This window comes from Streptomyces sp. NPDC102360 (assembly GCF_044766085.1).
In the GTDB taxonomy this organism is placed as follows: domain Bacteria; phylum Actinomycetota; class Actinomycetes; order Streptomycetales; family Streptomycetaceae; genus Streptomyces.
Genome location: NZ_JBIWLG010000009.1, coordinates 123887 through 142612 on the forward strand (window position 1 = coordinate 123887; position 18726 = coordinate 142612).

The 18726-nt window shown below is 71.2% G+C and carries 13 protein-coding genes; 3 read left to right on the forward strand and 10 right to left on the reverse strand.

All coding sequences use genetic code 11. The features are described 5' to 3' along the window. Positions 1 to 48: 48 nt before the first annotated feature. From ACIRHA_RS30095 to ACIRHA_RS30115, 5 genes are all read right to left on the reverse strand, one after another. Entirely contained in the window at positions 49 to 1641 is a 1593-nt protein-coding gene (locus tag ACIRHA_RS30095) for a serine/threonine-protein kinase (protein ID WP_403852441.1), read from the reverse strand. A gap of 66 nt (positions 1642 to 1707) precedes the next feature. Beyond that, the gene (locus ACIRHA_RS30100; RefSeq protein WP_403852871.1) at positions 1708 to 3393 is read right to left on the reverse strand and encodes a serine/threonine-protein kinase; all 1686 of its coding nucleotides are present in this window, start codon (positions 3391 to 3393) and stop codon (positions 1708 to 1710) included. A 135-nt stretch (positions 3394 to 3528) separates the two neighbouring features. Continuing rightward, positions 3529 to 5652 (reverse strand): protein kinase, encoded by a 2124-nt coding sequence (locus ACIRHA_RS30105; RefSeq protein ID WP_403852444.1) that lies wholly within the window; start codon positions 5650 to 5652, stop codon positions 3529 to 3531. A gap of 86 nt (positions 5653 to 5738) precedes the next feature. Beyond that, a complete protein-coding gene (locus tag ACIRHA_RS30110) occupies positions 5739 to 7748 on the reverse strand; it encodes a serine/threonine-protein kinase (protein ID WP_403852447.1) in 2010 nt (669 codons plus the stop codon). 664 nt (positions 7749 to 8412) lie between these two features. Continuing rightward, the gene (locus ACIRHA_RS30115; protein ID WP_403852450.1) at positions 8413 to 10119 is read right to left on the reverse strand and encodes a glycerol-3-phosphate dehydrogenase/oxidase; all 1707 of its coding nucleotides are present in this window, start codon (positions 10117 to 10119) and stop codon (positions 8413 to 8415) included. A gap of 313 nt (positions 10120 to 10432) precedes the next feature. Between ACIRHA_RS30115 and ACIRHA_RS30120 the strand changes: the two genes are divergently transcribed. Then, on the forward strand, positions 10433 to 11686 hold the full coding sequence (locus tag ACIRHA_RS30120; RefSeq protein WP_403852453.1) for a nucleotide sugar dehydrogenase: 1254 nt from the start codon (positions 10433 to 10435) through the stop codon (positions 11684 to 11686). A 179-nt stretch (positions 11687 to 11865) separates the two neighbouring features. On the opposite strand, the gene ACIRHA_RS30125 is transcribed toward ACIRHA_RS30120, so the two are convergent. From ACIRHA_RS30125 to ACIRHA_RS30140, 4 genes are all read right to left on the reverse strand, one after another. Then, a complete protein-coding gene (locus ACIRHA_RS30125) occupies positions 11866 to 12990 on the reverse strand; it encodes a GuaB3 family IMP dehydrogenase-related protein (RefSeq protein ID WP_403852456.1) in 1125 nt (374 codons plus the stop codon). A gap of 120 nt (positions 12991 to 13110) precedes the next feature. Further along, positions 13111 to 14619 carry an IMP dehydrogenase gene (gene guaB / locus ACIRHA_RS30130; protein WP_403852459.1) on the reverse strand — a complete coding sequence of 503 codons (1509 nt, stop codon included), beginning with the start codon at positions 14617 to 14619 and terminating at the stop codon, positions 13111 to 13113. Positions 14620 to 14768: 149 nt separating this feature from the next. Further along, positions 14769 to 15356: a sigma-70 family RNA polymerase sigma factor gene (locus ACIRHA_RS30135; RefSeq protein ID WP_351334597.1), complete on the reverse strand. Its 588-nt coding sequence runs from the start codon at positions 15354 to 15356 to the stop codon at positions 14769 to 14771. Between the two features lie 279 nt (positions 15357 to 15635). Further along, the gene (locus ACIRHA_RS30140; RefSeq protein WP_003948568.1) at positions 15636 to 16247 is read right to left on the reverse strand and encodes a response regulator transcription factor; all 612 of its coding nucleotides are present in this window, start codon (positions 16245 to 16247) and stop codon (positions 15636 to 15638) included. Positions 16248 to 16639: 392 nt separating this feature from the next. Between ACIRHA_RS30140 and ACIRHA_RS30145 the strand changes: the two genes are divergently transcribed. After that, positions 16640 to 16981 carry a WhiB family transcriptional regulator gene (locus ACIRHA_RS30145; RefSeq protein WP_266713167.1) on the forward strand — a complete coding sequence of 114 codons (342 nt, stop codon included), beginning with the start codon at positions 16640 to 16642 and terminating at the stop codon, positions 16979 to 16981. Between the two features lie 89 nt (positions 16982 to 17070). Here ACIRHA_RS30145 and ACIRHA_RS30150 read toward each other — a convergent pair whose 3' ends face one another. Continuing rightward, a complete protein-coding gene (locus ACIRHA_RS30150; protein WP_403852463.1) occupies positions 17071 to 17967 on the reverse strand; it encodes a LysR family transcriptional regulator in 897 nt (298 codons plus the stop codon). A gap of 81 nt (positions 17968 to 18048) precedes the next feature. On the opposite strand from ACIRHA_RS30150, the gene ACIRHA_RS30155 reads away from it, so the two are divergent. Then, positions 18049 to 18723, forward strand: coding sequence for an MOSC domain-containing protein (locus ACIRHA_RS30155; RefSeq protein ID WP_403852466.1), 675 nt, complete (start codon positions 18049 to 18051; stop codon positions 18721 to 18723). Positions 18724 to 18726 lie beyond the last annotated feature (3 nt).

The following is an 18726-nucleotide window of genomic DNA, read 5'->3' on the forward strand; positions in this document are numbered from 1 at the left end:
ACGCCCGGGACCACTGGGAGCACGGAGTTGTGACCACGCTGATGCGAGCTACCGTCCCCGCACCGCGAAGGTGTCGACCGCCGCGTCGAAGTGGGCGCGTGCTCGGGCGGTGTCGCCGACGGGGGCCGACACCCACACGTCGTACAACCGGCCGCCCTCCTCCCAGCACAGGTCGACGGTGCGCCGAGCGCCCTCGGAGGCGCTGAACCCGTCCCAGGTGAACTCCCACAGCGCGGCGTCGTGCCCGTTGTGCGAGGTGTCGGTGACCTTGGCGGCGCGGTAACCCGGATTGTTCTTCGGCCCCTCGGCGTCGGAACGCCGCTGCACGGCGCCGGGGCCGCCGCTCTGCGCGCGCCCCACCTTGATGCCGATGCGGTAGGTCCCCCCGGGCGACATGTAGAAGATCCGCGGCCCGTCCACGGAGCGCGTGAACCCCTCGGGCACCGCGATCCGGAAGCCCTCGGGGTCCGCGACCGTGCGATAGCCCTGCGGGGGCCCTGCGTCCGGCGTACGGGTCCCCGGCCGGGTCACGGTGACCGTGGGAGTCGGCGAGCCGGAGGCCGATGGCGTACCGGTCGACGCGGAGACGGTGGTCGTCGGCGGTGGCGCGGGCGTCTTGCCGTTGTCCCCGGCCAGCAGCACCGCGGTGGCGACCCCGGCCCCCGCGAGCGCGGCCACGAGCGCGGCCGCGACGAGCAGCGCCCGGGTCGACACGACACGTCTGCGCCGCGCCGTCGGCACGTTGGCCTGCGTCGGGGTGTAGAGCACCCGCGGCACGAGCGGGATGGGGATCGCGGGCTGCGGCGTCGCCCCGGTGGCGACGTACGCGCGCAGCAGCCGCTCGGCCTCGTCCAGGTTCATCCGGCGCGCGGGGTCCCGCTCCAGCAGTCCGCAGATCACCGGGAGCAGCGGCTCGGCCTCCTCGGGCGGTCTGATCTCCTCGTAGACGACGGCGTGCAGGATGCCGCCCAACGAGTCCCGGCGGAACGGGGATTCGCCGCTCATGGCCGCGCAGAGCAGCGCCCCGAGCGACCACAGGTCGGCCCCTGCCCCGGCCCGGTCCCCCTGCATCCGCTCCGGCGCCGTGTACTCGGGCGAGCCGACGAACCCGCCGTTCTCGGTGAGCGTGGTGGCGCCCTCGACCTGGGCGATCCCGAAGTCGGTGAGGACGACCCGGCCCGTCGAGCTCTCCAGGAGTACGTTCGCGGGCTTCAGGTCCCGGTGCAGCACGCCCGCGGCGTGGGCGACGCGCAGCGCGGCGAGCAGCGCGAGCCCGATCCGGGCGGCCTCCAGGGGTTCGACGGAGCCTTCCCTGGCGATGCGCTCGGCGAGCGAGTCGCCGCCCACCAGGTCCATGACGATGTACGGGTGTTCCTCGTACAGCACCACGTCGTGCACGACGATCACGTTCGGGTGCCGGAGCTGGGCCACGGCCTGCGCCTCGCGCAGCATCCGCTCCCGCTGCTGGTCGGCCTCGTCCTCCGAGAGCGTCTCGTCGACGGCGAGTTCCTTGACGGCGACCTGGCGGCCCAGCAAGGTGTCGGAGGCCCGCCAGACGACACCCATGCCGCCACGGCCGATTCTGGCCTCCAGCCGGTAACGCCCGGCGATCACACGGGCGTTGTCCCCCTCGGTCCCCATGCGCCCCATCATGCCGCACGCTTGTTCACCGGGACTGCACGGTTCCGGCCAGGGGCCCTCACCTGGTCAATCCTGTGGAGGCTCCCACCCGCGCAGCATCGCGTCGAACTGCTGTCGCGCGTCGGGCCAGTCCGACTCGGGGACGGACAGATAGATGGCGTACTCCGTGCCGTCGTGCGCCCGGTAGGTCTGCTCGATGGCGTGCCGCGGCCCGGACGTCGTGTCCTGCGTCCCGGCGGTCCAGGTGAACTCCCACAGCGAACCGGTCTGGTCCCGGAACATGTTCGACTGCAACAGCACCCGCTGGTAGTCCGGCAGCTTGGGCCGCAGCCCCTTCTCCAGGTCCAACTGGTGCTGGTACGAGTCCTTCCAGTCGGAGGCCTTGTCGATGGCGATCCGGAGGAACCGCTGCCCGCCGTCGGGCGTGTAGTCGATCTGCGAGCCCTCCTGCTGCCGCTTCCAGCTGGGCGGCAGCATCAGGCTGAACCCCTCGACGTCGTCCCGCCGCACCCAACTGTCGGGAATCGCCCCGTCCTTGGGGACCGTCTCTTCCTTGCTCCCGGACCCCTGATCCGCCCCCGCACTGCTACTGCTGCTGTCGGCGGCACGCTGATCGATGTAGTACATGGCACCCAGCGCCCCTCCACCGCCGATGAGCGCGGCAGCCAGAACCGCAGCAAGCACCTTCGGCCACCGCCGCGTCTTCGCGACGGGGGCCGGGGGCACATCAAGCCCAGCCGATGCCAGCCCCGCCGGCGATTGAGGCGCGGGGCCCGGGGCAGAGCCCCGCGACGCAGGACCGGTGTCCCGAATCGTCACGGTCGGCTGCCCGGCCACATCCCCCGCCGCCCCGTACGCCGCCGCCCCGTACCCCGCCGAACCACGCGCCGCCGGCACATGCACCTGCGTCGGCACATACGCCTGCGCCGCGTTCGCCCGACGCCCCTCCGCCGCCTCCGCGAGCATCACCTCCGCCTCGTCGGCGGTGGGCCGGGCAGCCGGGTCCTTGCTGAGCAGCGCGCCTATGACGGGCCCGATCGCCCCGGCGTTCTCCAGTGCCTCCGGCTCGTCCTCGACGACGGCCTGCATCGTGGCGATCGGCGACGTACGCCGGAACGGGGAGAGCCCCTCCACGGCGGTGTAGAGCGTCGCGCCGAGCGCCCACAGGTCGGCGGCGGGGCCGAAATCGGAGCCGCGTACCCGCTCGGGCGCGAGGTAGTCGACGGAGCCGACTATCTCGCCGGTCCGCGTGATGGTGGAGTCGCCCTCGACCTGGGCGATGCCGAAGTCCGTCAGTTTGACCTGCCCGTTGCCGGCGAGCAGCACATTGCCGGGCTTCACGTCCCGGTGCATCACACCGGCGGTGTGCGCGGCGCGCAGCGCCCGCAGCGTCCACAGACCTATCCGGGCGGCCTCGGCGGGCGCGACCCGCCCGTCCTCCTTGACGGCATCGGCGAGGGACCGCCCCTCCACCAACTCCATGACGATCCACGGCCGGTCGTCGTGCTCAAGGACGTCGTGCACGGTGACGACGGCGGGGTGGTTGATCCGGGCGGCGGCGCGCGCCTCCGTCCGCGTACGCTCGAGCAGGACGGCCCGGTCCGCCTCGGCCACCCACTGGGCAGCCGTCAGCTCCTTCACGGCGACAGTCCTGTGCAGCACCTCGTCGTGCGCGCGCCACACCCGGCCCATGCCGCCGCGTCCTATGGATTCACCGAGCCGATACCGCCCGGCGAGGACCTCGCCCTGCATCTGATTCACGTTTCCCCGCTACTGTGTCGACCCGGTTCACACTAGGGATCAGGCGGCACACAAGGAACAGCCGGGGTCCCACAGAGACCGCACTGTGACGCTTTGTCGCGCGCTCAACCGCTGGGGCGAGCGGGCTCAACCACCGTAGCGGTACGTCGAGTACGCCTGCTGGTACAGCCGCGTGACCTCGTCCCGCTCCGCCTCCGGGCCGCGCACCTGCACCACGTGGTACTTGCCGCCGATCACCATCGCGAGATTGCGGACGTACATCTCACGCCCGTCGGAGCCCTGCCAGGTGAACTGCCCCTCGGCCATGGTCCGTCCGCCGACGTCGATGCTCTTCATGCCGCTCGACGTGGCCCAGGTGGAGTCCCTGAACGGCTGCAACTCCCGCTCGTCCTCACGCTGGTACCTCATCGGGTCTTTGCCGAACGTCGCCGTGGAGTCGCGCCCAGGGACGACGATCAGCTCGAAGGCGCCGTGCGCGTACACGACCTGCCCCCGCCCGTTCTTGCCCGTCCGCTGCCACCCCTTGGCGACGGCCACCTCGAATCCCGCGGCGTCCTCACGGAGCACGAAACCGGGGGCCACATCGGACTGCGGCTTGGTGGAGGAAGGCGTCGAACTGCGCTTGCCCGCCGGCGATGTGGCCGACTTCGACGGCTCCGGAGACGGCTTCGACGACGGCTTGCCCCGGTCGTCCGAGGAGGCGGAGGGCGCCGCGCCGGCCGCATTCTCCTGCCGGGTACCCGCCGCCCCGGCACCGGTGCCCTGACCCGCCTTCGGCATGAACACCATCGCGTACACCACGGCGCCCACGAGCCCGAGCAGGATCAGCACCAGCAGCCAGCGCCCGAGCGATCTCGGCCGCCGCGCACGGGGCGCACGCGCGGGCCGCGGCGCGCGCTCGACGGCCCGGCCCCGCTTGTGCCGGCCGTGCTGCCCTCCGGTGGCCGGAACCCGCGCCCGGCGCTTGCGGACGAGCTCTCCCCTGCGGCGTACGACGGGCAGCCGGGCCGCGTCGAAGGCGGGCGCGGGGATGACGTTCGCCCCGGCCTCCGGCTCCGGCGCGGAGCGCACCAACGACCGCAGCCATCCGCGCAGTTCCTCGATGTCGAGCCGCTCGGTGGGGTCCTGGCGCAGCAGCGACTCGACGACCGGGCGCACGGGCCCGCACTCCTCGGCGAACGCGGGCGGCTCGGCGCACACCATCTGCACCAGCTCGGGCGTGGACTCCTCCGGATACGGCGCATGCCCCTGCACGGCCCGGAACAACAACGCCCCAAGCGCCCACAAATCAGTGGCCGGCCCAACAGGCGCCGCCAACTGCCAATTCTCCTGCACCGGATACGCCTGCTCGGGCGCCCACCGCTCAGTGACGGGCCCGACGACGTTCATGCGTACTTGACGGGCTCGCTCGGCCATCACAGCCCCGCCGCCAAACCCAACCCCGCCGGCGCTTGCGGCGCGAGGTCCGGGGCGGAGCCCCGAGTCGTCAACAATTCCAGCCCCGCCGGCGTTTGAGGCGCGGGGCCCGGGGCGGAGCCCCGAGTCGTCACCCCCGGATATCAGCTCACTCCACCGGGCAGCCGGCACAACAGCCGCCCCCGCCCCACCACCGGCCCCCACGGCCACGGACTCCACCTCGTCCGCATCCCGCTCGACCGGCGGCACCACGTCATACCCGCACAACGCCTCCTCCGCCGCCCCCACGGCAAGCCCCGTGAGCATCACCCGCCCGTCGTCGCAGACAAGCACCGTCCGCGCCGTGACGTTCCTGTGCACCCACCCGTGCGCATGCAGCACCCGCAGCGCGGTGAGCACGTCGGCGGCGACCTCGGCGGCCCGGTAGGGACTGAGCGGCCCACGCGCGAGCAGCGCGGACAGCGGTCGCGCCGCCACCAGTTCGCTCACGATCCACAGCGAGCCGCCCTCGGCGAACACGTCGAAGACCTGGTCGAGCCGGGGGTGGTCGGGGATCCGCGCGGCGGCCTGCACCGCTTCAACCGCGCGCGCCACGGAAGGCTCGGCGGCCTCCCGCCCCGTATCGCCGTCGGGCCGGAACCCCTCCGGCAGCCCGTCCGCGTCAAGGACCTCCGCCTCGACGACCTCGGGCAACGGCACCTGCCGCACGAGGACTTCCTGCCCGCTGTACGTGTCGAAGGCCCGCGTCTCGGCCGCCGGGGACTCGTACGCGTCCGAGGAGAGAACCGGCAGCCGGTACCGGCCGGCGAGCACCCGCCCCGCGTACTCGTCCACGACGCCTCCCCCTGATCCACCGGCTCTGCCGAGCGACTGCGCACGGTCCGCAAACATTCACGATACGTGCCACACGGCCCACCGGTTCAGGACTTGGGCTTGAACGTCTGTGTGAATGCCTTCCAGGCCGACTTGCGCTGCTCGCCGCCCCATGCGGAGTCCTTGGCGGTGTACATCAGCCCGTATCCCAGCGAGCCGTTCACCACGGTCCCCCGGTCTATCGAGTGCCACTTCGTGCCGCCGTCGGCGTACGTGAACTCCCAGTCGGCCGTCTTCCAGTCGCGGTACTCCACCGAAGCTATGCGCACCCGGTGGTACTGGGAGCGGACCATGTACTTCTCCTGGTTGCGCCAGTCCGCGACCGGGTCGGACTTGGGGCTGCTGGTCCAACCGACCAGCAAGCGCTGCCCGTTGGGCCCGGTGAAACGGGCCCCCGCCGACTCCGTCCTGACGTACTTCCACCCCTTGGGCAGGCCGATCGAGAAGCCCTGGGAGTGCTTGTACGTCTCCTTGACGGCCGCGCCGGACTTGCCTTCGGCGGCACCGCCCGGCGAGGAACTCGCGCTCGTACTGGGAGACGCGGAGTCGCTCGCTGACGCGCTTTCAGAGGGCTTCTTGTCGTCGCCGGAGCCCTTGTCCTGGCCACCGCTGCCGGCGTTCTTGTCGCCACTGCCGGCGTTCTTGTCGTCCGCGCCGGCCGTGGCCCCGGACGACGCGCCCTTGTCTCCGCCCTTCGCGTCCGCGCCGTCGCCGTTGTTCAGGACGAGGGCCAGGACGCCTGCGAGCACGACGAGCGCGACGACGAGGGAGCCGATGACGAGGGAGCGGCCGCGCAGCGCGTCCGCGAGGACGGCCGCGCCACCGGGGCGCGCACCGCCCGCGGCCGGGCCGGCGGGCGCGGTCGCCCCGGGCTCCTCCGACTTCTCCTTCGGGGCCGTCGCGGCGGCGGCCGCCTTGCGTACGTTCTTCAGGGCGCCGCGCATCTTCTCCGCGGTCTCTTCGCTCCTGGCGGCGACACCGGCCGCGGCCGAGGCGGCAGCAGCCCTGGCGGCAGCGGCCCTGGCCGCCGCGGCGCCCTTCTCCCTGGGCTTCCTGGGCTCCTTGCGCTTCTTCGGCGCGGGAGCGGGCGGCAGCGGCACCACCTTCGTGGCCTCGACCGGCTCCGGCTCGGGGGCCGGCTTCGGCTCCGGGGCGTGGATGATGTCGTTCAGCATCAACCGCGTGGTCGCGTCGTCGAGCCGCTGGTCGGGGTCCTTGTCGAGCAGCCCGTAGATCACCGGCTCCAGCGGACCCGCGTTCTTCGGCGGGTCCACCGGCTCGGTCATCACGGCGGTCAGCGTGGCGATCGCCGACCCCTTGTCGTACGGCGGGACGCCCTCCACGGCCGCGTACAGCAGCCCGCCGAGCGACCACATGTCGGCGGCGGGGCCCGGCTTGTGCCCGCGGGCACGCTCGGGCGAGATGTACGAAGGGGCACCAACCAGCATCCCGGTCGAGGTAATCGACGGATCGCCCTCGACCTGCGCGATCCCGAAGTCCGTCAGAACGACGCGCCCGTCCTCCGAGATCAGCACGTTGGACGGCTTCACGTCGCGGTGCAGGATGCCCTCGCGGTGCGCGGAGCGCAGCACGTCGAGCACGGCGAGCCCGACCTCGGCGGCCCGCCGGGGTTCGAGCAGCCCGTCCTCGCGGATGGCCTCGGCGAGGGACATGCCCTCGACCAACTCCATGACGATCCACGGCCGGTCGTCCTCGTCGACCACGTCGTAGACCGTCACCGCGCCGTTGTTGCGGATCCGCGCGATCGCCTTCGCCTCACGCAACGTACGCGTGATCAGGCGGCGCTTCTCCTCGTCGTCGATGGCGCCGGGGAAGCGCAGCTCCTTCACCGCCACCGTGCGCCCGAGCGTCTCGTCCTTGGCCCGCCACACGGTGCCCATGCCGCCCCGGCCGAGCACATCGCCGAGCCGGTACCGGCCGGCGAGCAGCCGGCCCTCCGGAGCCTTCACGGAAGCCTCCTGAGCATCCCGAGCGGAAGAATCCCGACGAGCACCCTTGTCCTCACGGGCCTCGTCCGCCCGCTCCGCCTCCGACATGCGTCCCCTCTAGCAACCGGCCCTGACAGGGCCTTCATTGTCCCATCACCGGACCACCACTCCGCGCGCCGGGTCACCCCCACCCGACACGCACAGGAACGTCCCACAATGGTGCGCCCTCACCCCCGAAGGAACCGTCGTTGCCCGTACTCCGGACACTCCTGGCCATACCGCCGGCCGCGGCCATCGTGTGCCTGGCCCCGAGCAGCGCGCCGGGCCCGACGGCACCTGCGGACGACACTCTTCCGCTGCTCGTGACGCGAGGCAAGGCCCCGTCGGCCGCGCTCCTGGCAACCGACGGCTCCACCAGCCACTTCACCACCACCAGTCCCGGCCTCACCCGCTCCGATCATGTGCGCGCGGGCAGCATCACCAAGAAGCCACTTCTACGCAGCCCCCTCGAGGGGCACCTCCTCCCACCCGCGTCCCTCCGCACGATGCTCAACACCCGCACCACGAACGGCCATTACGGCATGGTCCTCTCCCCGGAAAAACTCCCCTGCGACACCACCATCAAGCCCCGCTCTCCCGACGAGAGCCCGCGGGTCCCGAGGCAGCGCCCCAACCCCTTAAGCCCCTGCGGCGATTGAGCAGCGGGGTCCGGGGCAGCGCCCCGCGACCGCAACCCCGGCACCCGCAACAACAAAACCCGCCCCACCGAAGGTCAAAGCGGCACGATGTCCGGCGCCCCAAGCCGCGCCGCATCCGCCGTGAGGTCATCCGGCTGCCGCTGCGACTCCCGCTCCGCCTCCACCCGCTTCTCGTAATGCTCGACCTCCCGCTCCACCTGATCCTTGTCCCACCCAAGAACAGGCGCCATCAACTCCGCCGCCTCCCGCGCACACCGCACCCCCCGGTCGAAGGTCTCGATGGAGATCCGGGTCCGCCGCGTCAGCACATCGTCGAGGTGCCGCGCCCCTTCGTGCGAGGCCGCGTAGACGACCTCGGCCCGCAGATAGTCGTCGGCACCGGTGAGCGGCGCCCCCAACCCCGGGTCGGCGGAAACGAGTTCGAGGACCTCCTCGGCCAACGCCCCGTACCGGTTCAGCAAATGCTCGACCCGCACCACGTGCAACCCCGTACGCGCCGCGATCCGCGCCCGCGCGTTCCACAGCGCCCGGTACCCCTCGGCGCCCACCAGCGGCACCTCCTCGGTCACGCACTCGGCGACCCGCTGGTCGAGCCCGTGCACGGCCTCGTCGACCGCGTCCTTGGCCATGACCCGGTACGTCGTGTACTTGCCGCCCGCCACCACGACGAGCCCCGGCGCGGGATGCGCGACGGTGTGCTCCCGCGACAACTTGCTCGTCGCATCGCTCTCCCCTGCGAGCAGCGGCCGCAGCCCCGCGTAGACGCCCTGCACGTCATCACGCGAAAGCGGGACACCGAGCACGGAGTTGACGTGCTCAAGCAGATAGTCGATGTCCGCACTCGACGCGGCCGGATGCGCCTTGTCGAGATCCCAGCCGGTGTCCGTCGTCCCGACGATCCAGTGCCGCCCCCACGGAATGACGAACAGCACGCTCTTCTCGGTCCGCAGAATCAGCCCGGTCGTCGAGTTGATCCGATCCTTCGGGACCACCAGATGGATCCCCTTGGAAGCCCGCACATGGAACTGCCCGCGCTCCCCGACCATCGCCTGCGTGTCGTCCGTCCACACGCCCGTCGCGTTCACGACCTGCTTGGCCCGGATCTCGTACTCGCCACCCCCCTCCACGTCCTCCACCCGCGCCCCGACGACCCGCTCGCCCTCCCGCAGGAACCCGGTGACCCGCGCACGGTTGGCGGCCTTGGCGCCGTACATGGCGGCGGTCCGCACCAGGGTCGCCACGTACCGGGCGTCGTCCATCTGCGCGTCGTAGTACTGAAGCGCTCCGACCAACGCGTCCTTCTTCAGACAGGGAGCGACCCGCAGCGCGTGCTTCCGGCTCAGATGCCGGTGCATCGGCAGGCCGCGCCCGTGCCCGCGCGCCATCGACATCGCGTCGTACAGCGCGACACCCGACCCGGCGTACACCCGCTCCCATGCCTTGTGCTGCAACGGATACAGGAAGGCGACGGGCTTCACGAGATGCGGGGCGAGCCGCTCCAGCAACAGTCCGCGCTCCTTCAGCGCCTCGCGGACGAGGGCGAAGTCCAGCATCTCCAGATACCTGAGCCCGCCGTGGATCAGCTTGCTGGAACGGCTCGACGTGCCGGAGGCCCAGTCCCGCGCCTCGACGATCCCGGTGGACAGGCCGCGGGTCACCGCGTCGAGCGCCGTGCCCGCGCCGACCACTCCGGCGCCCACCACGAGAATGTCCAGCTCGCGCTCGGCCATGGCCGCGAGGGCCTCCGCGCGCTGCTCGGGTCCCAGTGTCGCTGCCTTCACTGCTGCCTCCCGCTGTCGTCGGCGTGGCTCACGCGTGTGGTGTGCCCGGCCTCATGTACCTCGAAGCGCACGCGTCATGTCCCGATTCTTCACCCGCTGACCGGTTCGGGCCACCAGCGGGCCCGCACCTGTGGACAACCTGCGGAGACTCGCGGCGCAACACTCGCAAACGCATTGCTGTGCAATGCGACATATCGGTCATATTTACTCCTAGTCTGACAGTGCGCTCGCTCATCCTGTCCACAGGGCTTGCGCCCTGGTCCCGCTCCGGCTAGTGACCGGGTCCGCTCCTCGGGAAAGGACGGCAACCGCCATGCCCGCAGACCTCGCCGTCATCGGCCTCGGCCACCTCGGCCTGCCCCTCGCGCAGGCCGCCGTGGCGGCCGGTATCGCGACCATCGGCCACGATCCGGCCCGTGCCCGGGATCTCGCGGCGGGCCGGCTCCCCGGCGGCGGCGACGCGGCGGCCCTCACCGCCGCCGACCTCCGCCGCATGCTCTCCGCGGGCTTCCGCCCCACGGCCAACCCCGCCGAGCTCGCCCGCGTCCGCACCGCCGTGATCTGCGCCCCGACCCCGCAGGGACCCGACGGGGCGCCGATGCTCACCCCGGTCGTCGAGGCGACCCGCGCGCTCGCCGCCCGGCTCCGCCCGCACACCACGGTGATCATCGAGTCGCCCGTGCCGCCGGGCACCACGCAGACGCTGCTCCTCCCCGTCCTGGAAGAGGGCTCGGGCCTGCGCGCGGGCCGCGACTTCCACCTCGCCCACGCCCCCGGCCGCGTCGACCCCGGCAACCGCCTGCACCCCTACACGTCGACCCCCAAGGTGATCGGCGGCCACACCCCGGCCTGCACCGAGTCGGCGGCCACCTTCTACAGCCGCCTGACCGACAAGGTGGTACGCGCGCGTGGTCCGCGGGAAGCGGAAACCGTGCACCTCCTGGAGACCAATTACCGGCACGTCAACATCGCCCTGGTCAACGAAATGGCGGTGCTCTGCCACGAGTTGGGCGTGGACCTGTGGGACGTCATCCGCTGCGCGGAGACGAAGCCCTTCGGCTTCCAGGCCTTCCGCCCCGGCCCCGGCGTCGGCGGCCACGCCCTCGCCCAGGACCTCACGGGCCCACACCTGCCCACCCGCCCCCTGCGCATGGTCGAACTGGCCCGCCAGGTCAACCACCACATGCCGTCGTACGTCGTCCAGCGCGCGGCCACGCTCCTCAACGAGCACGGCAAGTCGGCCCGCGGCGCCCGGATCCTGCTCCTCGGCATCACCTACAAGCCCGACCTCGCCGACCAGCAGGCCGCCCCCGCCGAGGAGATCGCCACCCGCCTCATGCAACTCGGCGCCGCCGTCAGCTACCACGACCCGTACGTGCCGTCCTGGAACGTCCTGGACCGCCCGGTCCCGCGCGCCGACTCCCTCTACGAGGCCGCTGCCGACGCCGACCTGACGATCCTGCTGCAACAGCACCGCACGTACGACCTCCAGGGCCTCTCCGTAAAGGCCCAACTCCTCCTGGACACAAGGGGAGCCACCCCGGCAGGCGCGGCCCACCGCCTCTGATCCTCCTGGAACCGCGGTCAACCCCACTGTCCGGGACCGCGGGGCAACCGCACGGTTCGGGACCGCGGGGCAACTCCTCTGTTTGGGGGCGCGGGGAACTGCGCAAAAAAGCGGGTGGGCCCCACCTTTCCAGTGAGGCCCACCCGCTTCGCGCTACGGCACAGCGCCAGCGCTACGCGCTACCGCTTATGCGTCGCATCCGCCACCGTGACCTCGACCCGCTGGAACTCCTTGAGCTCGCTGTAGCCGGTCGTCGCCATGGCCCGCTTCAGCGCGCCGAAGAAGTTCATCGACCCGTCGGGCGTGTGCGAGGGCCCGGTCAGGACCTCCTGGGTCGTGCCGACCGTGCCGAGGTCGACCTTCTTGCCGCGCGGCACGTCCTCGTGGACGGCCTCCATGCCCCAGTGGTGACCGCGGCCGGGCGCGTCCGTGGCACGGGCCAGCGGGGAGCCCATCATCACGGAGTCGGCGCCGCAGGCGATCGCCTTGGGCAGGTCGCCGGACCAGCCCACGCCACCGTCGGCGATGACGTGCACGTAGCGGCCACCGGACTCGTCCATGTAGTCACGGCGGGCAGCAGCCACATCAGCCACGGCGGTGGCCATCGGCACCTGAATGCCCAGCACGTTCCGCGTGGTGTGCGCGGCGCCGCCACCGAAGCCGACGAGCACACCCGCCGCACCGGTCCGCATGAGGTGCAGCGCGGCGGTGTACGTGGCGCAGCCGCCCACGATGACCGGGACATCCAGCTCGTAGATGAACTGCTTCAGGTTCAGCGGCTCGGCGGCGCCGGAGACGTGCTCGGCGGAGACCGTGGTCCCGCGGATCACGAAGATGTCGACGCCCGCGTCCACGACCGCCTTGGAGAACTCGGCGGTGCGCTGCGGGGAGAGCGCGGCGGCGGTGACGACACCGGAGTCGCGCACCTCCTTGATGCGCTGCCCGATCAGGTCCGCCTGGATGGGCGCGGAGTAGATCTCCTGGAGGCGACGGGTCGCGGCCTCGGGCGTCAGCTCGGCGATCTCGTCGAGCAGCGGCTGCGGGTCCTCGTAGCGGGTCCACAGGCCCTCGAGGTTGAGGACACCGAGTCCACCCAGCTCACCGATGCGGATCGCGGTCGCCGGCGAGACGACGGAGTCCATGGGGGCCGCCAGGAACGGCAGCTCGAAGCGGTAGGCATCGATCTGCCAAGCGATCGAGACCTCCTTCGGGTCGCGGGTGCGCCGACTCGGTACGACGGCGATGTCGTCGAAGGCGTACGCGCGGCGGCCGCGCTTGCCGCGCCCGATCTCGATCTCAGTCACGTTGGGGGGCGCCTTTCACATCTGGGTCCCACTTGGGCCTTGCCTGTCCAGTATCCCTGACACACGCGTGTGGGGCGGTCCCGGTGCTCCCGGGGCCGCCCCATCACGTCTGACCTGCTGTTACTTGCTTCGGCTGTAGTTCGGCGCCTCGACCGTCATCTGGATGTCGTGCGGGTGGCTCTCCTTGAGGCCCGCCGACGTGATCCGGACGAACCGGCCGTTGGTCTGCAGCTCAGGAACCGAGCGCCCGCCGACGTAGAACATCGACTGGCGCAGGCCACCGGTGAGCTGGTGCACGACCGCGGACAGCGGGCCCCGGTAGGGCACCTGGCCCTCGATGCCCTCGGGGACCAGCTTGTCGTCGGAGGCCACACCCTCCTGGAAGTACCGGTCCTTGGAGAAGGACCGCTGCTCGCCGCGCGTCTGCATGGCGCCCAGCGAACCCATGCCGCGGTACGACTTGAACTGCTTGCCGTTGATGAAGAGCAGCTCGCCCGGCGACTCCTCGCAGCCCGCGAGCAGCGAGCCGAGCATCACGGTGTCGGCGCCGGCGACGAGCGCCTTGGCGATGTCACCGGAGTACTGCAGGCCACCGTCGCCGATGACCGGGACCCCGGCCTCCTTGGCAGCGAGGGAGGCTTCGTAGATGGCCGTGACCTGCGGGACGCCGATACCGGCGACGACGCGCGTGGTGCAGATCGAGCCCGGTCCGACACCGACCTTGATGCCGTCGGCACCGGAGTCGACGAGCATCTTGGCGCCGTCACGGGTGGCGATGTTGCCCCCGATGACGTCGATGCCGCCCGCGTTGGACTTGATCTTGGCGACCATGTCGCCGACGAGCCGCGAGTGCCCGTGCGCGGTGTCGACGACGATGAAGTCGACGCCCGCCTCGATGAGGGCCTGGGCGCGCTCGAAGGCGTCACCGGCCACACCCACCGCGGCACCGACGAGCAGCCGGCCCTCGGAGTCCTTCGCGGCGTTCGGGTACTGCTCGGCCTTCTTGAAGTCCTTGACCGTGATGAGACCCTTGAGGATGCCCGCGTCGTCGACCAGCGGAAGCTTCTCGATCTTGTGGCGGCGCAGCAGCTCCATGGCGTCGACGCCGGAGATGCCGACCTTGCCCGTGACGAGCGGCATCGGCGTCATGACCTCGCGGACCTGACGGCTGCGGTCGTTCTCGAAGGCGATGTCGCGGTTGGTGACGATGCCGAGCAGCTTGCCGCCGCCGTCGGTCACCGGCACACCGGAGATGCGGAACTTGGCGCAGATCGCGTCGGCCTCGGCGAGCGTCGCGTCCGGGTTCACCGTGATCGGGTCGGTGACCATGCCGGACTCGGAGCGCTTCACGAGATCCACCTGGTTCGCCTGGTCGGCGATCGACAGGTTGCGGTGCAGGACACCCACACCACCCTGCCGCGCCATGGCGATCGCCATGCGGGACTCGGTGACCTTGTCCATCGCGGCGGACAGCAGCGGGATGTTCACCCGCACGTTCTTCGAGACGTACGAGGCGGTGTCGATCTGGTCGGGCGCCATGTCCGACGCGCCCGGCAGCAGCAGCACGTCGTCGTAGGTCAGCCCGAGTGTCGCGAATTTCTCGGGCACTCCGTCGACGTTTGCAGTCATGACACCTTCCCCAAATGGCCTTGATCGGTGCGGATGTCCATGCTAACGGCCCGCGGGGGTGTCTCATTCCACGATCAAGATCATCGGCGTTCTTTGTACGTTTACACGTACACGTCAGGGAAATGTACTACCGCTCCGAGAGCGCCCCACTACTGCTCGGCGAGCGCCCGGAGCCTGCTCAGCGCCCGGTGCTGCGCCACGCGTACGGCTCCGGGTGACATGCCCAACATCTGCCCGGTCTCCTCCGCGGTGAGCCCGACGGCGATACGCAGCAGGAGCAGCTCCCGCTGGTTCTGCGGAAGGTTGGCGAGCAGCTGCTTGGCCCACGCGGCGTCGCTGTTCAACAGCGCACGCTCCTCCGGACCGAGGGAGTCGTCGGGCCGCTCGGGCATCTCGTCGGAGGGCACGGCCGTGGACCCGGGCCCGCGCATGGCCGCCCGCTGCAGATCGGCGACCTTGTGCGCGGCGATGGCGAAGACGAAGGCCTCGAAGGGCCGCCCGGTGTCCTTGTAGCGCGGCAGCGCGAGCAGTACCGCGACGCAGACCTCCTGGGCGAGGTCCTCCACGAAGTGCCGCGCGTCACCCGGGAGTCGGGAAAGACGCGTGCGGCAGTAGCGGATCGCGAGGGGGTGGACATGCGCGAGCAGATCGTGCGTGGCCTGCTCGTCACCGTCCACGGCGCGGCCGACGAGCGTACCGATGACCCCCTGGGGAGTCGCTGCCTCGTCGTCACGCATCGGTCCATGGTGCCCCGACGCCTTTCGGCCCGTGACACCGTGCCCGTAGTTGTGCACCGAAGCGTTATGAGCAGGTGCGCCGGAACTCATTTCCTGCGCCCTCCCCTCTCGCTGACCCTGCTCGCCCGACTCGTCCCCGAGGAACTCCACACCCCCAAGGATGCGGCATCGCGCGCGAAGCGTCGAAAAGTCGCTGCGCGACAGGCCGGAGCGGCGTCCCTCACGACGGGTCCACCGCGCCCCGAAGGGCGCGGGGGCGTGCCGATCAGCGGCTCGTCGTCAGCGAACCAGGCCCCAGCGGAACCCGAGCGCCACCGCGTGCGCACGGTCCGAGGCGCCGAGCTTCTTGAACAGGCGACGCGCGTGCGTCTTGACCGTGTCCTCGGAGAGGAACAGCTCGCGCCCGATCTCGGCGTTGGACCGCCCGTGGCTCATGCCCTCGAGCACCTGGATCTCCCGCGCGGTGAGCGTGGGGGCGGCTCCCATCTCGGCCGAGCGCAGCCTGCGCGGCGCGAGCCGCCAGGTCGGGTCGGCGAGCGCCTGCGTCACCGTGGCCCGCAGCTCGGCGCGCGAGGCGTCCTTGTGCAGATAACCGCGGGCGCCGGCGGCGACCGCGAGGGCCACACCGTCCAGATCCTCGGCCACGGTGAGCATGATGATGCGCGCACCGGGGTCGGCGGAGAGCAGCCGCCGCACTGTCTCGACGCCGCCCAGACCGGGCATGCGTACGTCCATCAGAATCAGGTCCGAGCGATCGGCGCCCCAGCGGCGGAGGACTTCCTCGCCGTTGGCCGCGGTCGTCACGCGCTCGACGCCGGGCACGGTCGCGACCGCGCGGCGCAGCGCCTCTCGGGCAAGCGGGGAGTCGTCGCAGACGAGGACGGATGTCATGACCGTCCTCCGCAGCTGATGCGCGTCACCTTGAGCCTCCAGGCTGTGTACGAATCGTCACCTGTGCGGTCGACACTCAACAAGGCAATCGGACACCTGCCCGAGCGCTTGTTCCTTCAACCGCCTCCGCACTCTCAACGACGGTCACTCGAAAGAGTTACGGGTCGGACGGCCTCCTTCGGCACTCTACGTGAGGGCGCGAACACGGTGCGGACAGCGCGACGGACCCACAAGGTTTCATCACAAGCTATGCCCCATTTGGAAGGTTTTCCTTCCTTTTGCTGGTGTCTGTAGCTAGATTCGCAATGAGTCATATTTTCATCTCCTTAGACAGTAGATGTACGGTCATGTGCACCGTATCCGCGTCTGAACGGCTACAAGGGGACACAGCAATGGCAGATTTCTCCCGCCTTCCCGGACCGAACGCCGATCTGTGGGACTGGCAGCTCCTCGCGGCCTGCCGCGGGGTGGACAGCTCGCTCTTCTTCCACCCGGAGGGCGAACGTGGGGCGGCACGCAGCGCCCGTGAGAACTCGGCCAAGGAGGTCTGCATGAGGTGCCCGGTACGCGCGGAGTGCGCTGCTCACGCCCTACAGGTGCGTGAGCCGTACGGCGTGTGGGGCGGCCTCACGGAGGACGAGCGCGAAGAGCTCATGGGGCGAGCCCGAAACCGGCTCGTCACGGCGTCGGCCCCGAGTGGAGGACAGGCCGCCACAAGCGGCGCACACAACTGAAGGAACGTTTCTGCAACCATCTGAACGACCTGCGGAGGCCGGCGCCCCGAGCGGCGCCCGCCTCCGCGTTCAGTACCTCGCGGCCTCGTTCAGCGCGTCGCGGCCCTGGCGAGGTGGTCGAGGGTCGCGCGGACCGCGGGCACCTGGGCCAGATCGGGCAGGGTGAGCGCGACGATCTCGCGGCGCACCGCGGGCTCGACGGTCACTGTGCGTGCACCCTTGGGGCGAACGGACTCGATGGCCAGTTCGGGAAGGACCGCCACGCCGAGCCCGGCGCTGACGAGGCCGACCACCGCCGGATAGTCGTCCGTCGCGAAGTCGATGCGCGGGGCGAACCCGGCGCCCCTGCATACCTCGACCAGTTGGCGGCGGCAGCGCGGGCAGCCCGCGATCCACGGCTCGTCCGCGAACGCGTCGATGGTGACCGAGCCCGCCCCGGCCAGCGCGTGCCCCTCGGGGACGAGGCCCACGAGCCGGTCCGCGAACAGCGTCCGTACGACGAGGTCGTCCCAGTCCTCGGCGGCGTGCGCGCCCTCGTACCGGAAGGCGAGGGCCACATCGCAGTCCCCCTCGCGCAGCATCTCCACGGAGCGCGGCGGCTCCGCCTCGACCAGGGACACGCGCGTGCCGGGGTGCTCGGCGCGCAGGGCGGCGAGGGCGGTGGGGACGAGCGTCGAGCTGCCGCTGGGGAACGAGACGAGCCGGACCCGGCCCGCCCGCAGCCCGGCGATCGCGGCGATCTCCTCCTCGGCGGCCGTGAGCCCGGCGAGGATGCCCGACGCGTGCCGCACGAGGGCCTCGCCCGCCTGCGTCAGGCGCATCTCGCGGCCGGTGCGGATCAGCAGCGGGGTGCCGGCCGAGGACTCCAGGGCCTTCATCTGCTGGCTCACGGCAGGCTGGGTGCAACCCAGCTCGCGGGCCGCCGCGGAGAAGGAGCCGGTGGCGGCGACGGCGCGCAGGACACGGAGATGACGGGCCTCGATCACTCTTCAAGTATAAGGGACGCTTGGATATCGCGCCGAATAATGCGTGGCGACTTTGGGGTCCGGTCCCGTAGCGTTCCGCGCATGAAGCTTCTGTCGCTGAATCTGGGGCGGCCCGAGCCCGCCGAGTACACGGACCAGCCCGAGGGGGTCACGGGCATCGACAAGCGGCCCGTCACCGGTCCCGTGCGGGTGTCCGCGCCGGGGACCAAGGGGACCGGCGCGAGCGGCCTCGCCGGGGACGCGGTGTGCGACCTGCGGCACCACGGCGGGGACCACCAGGCGGTGTACGCGTACGCGCGTGAGGACCTGGACGCGTGGAGCAAGGAGCTCGACCGGCCGCTGCCCAGCGGCACGTTCGGCGAGAACCTCACGACGGAGGGGATCGACGTATCGGGCGCGAGGATCGGCGAGCGCTGGCGGGTCGGGCCCGACCTGATCCTGGAGGTGACGTCCGGCCGCATTCCGTGCCGGACCTTCCAGGGGCATCTGGGCGAGCGGGGCTGGGTCAAGCGGTTCACGCGGGAGGGGGCGCCGGGGGCGTACTTCCGGGTGATCGAACCGGGCGAGATCCGGGTGGGTGATCCCATCGAGGTCGTGCACCGGCCGGAGCACGAGGTGACAGTGGCGCTTCAGTTCCGGGCGGTGACGACTGAGCGGGGGTTGCTGCCGCGGTTGCTCGCGGCGGCGGACACGCTGCACCCGGAGGCCGTGCGGCAGGCGCGGGAGTACGTGGAGAAGGAGAAGCAGGGGGCTTAAGGC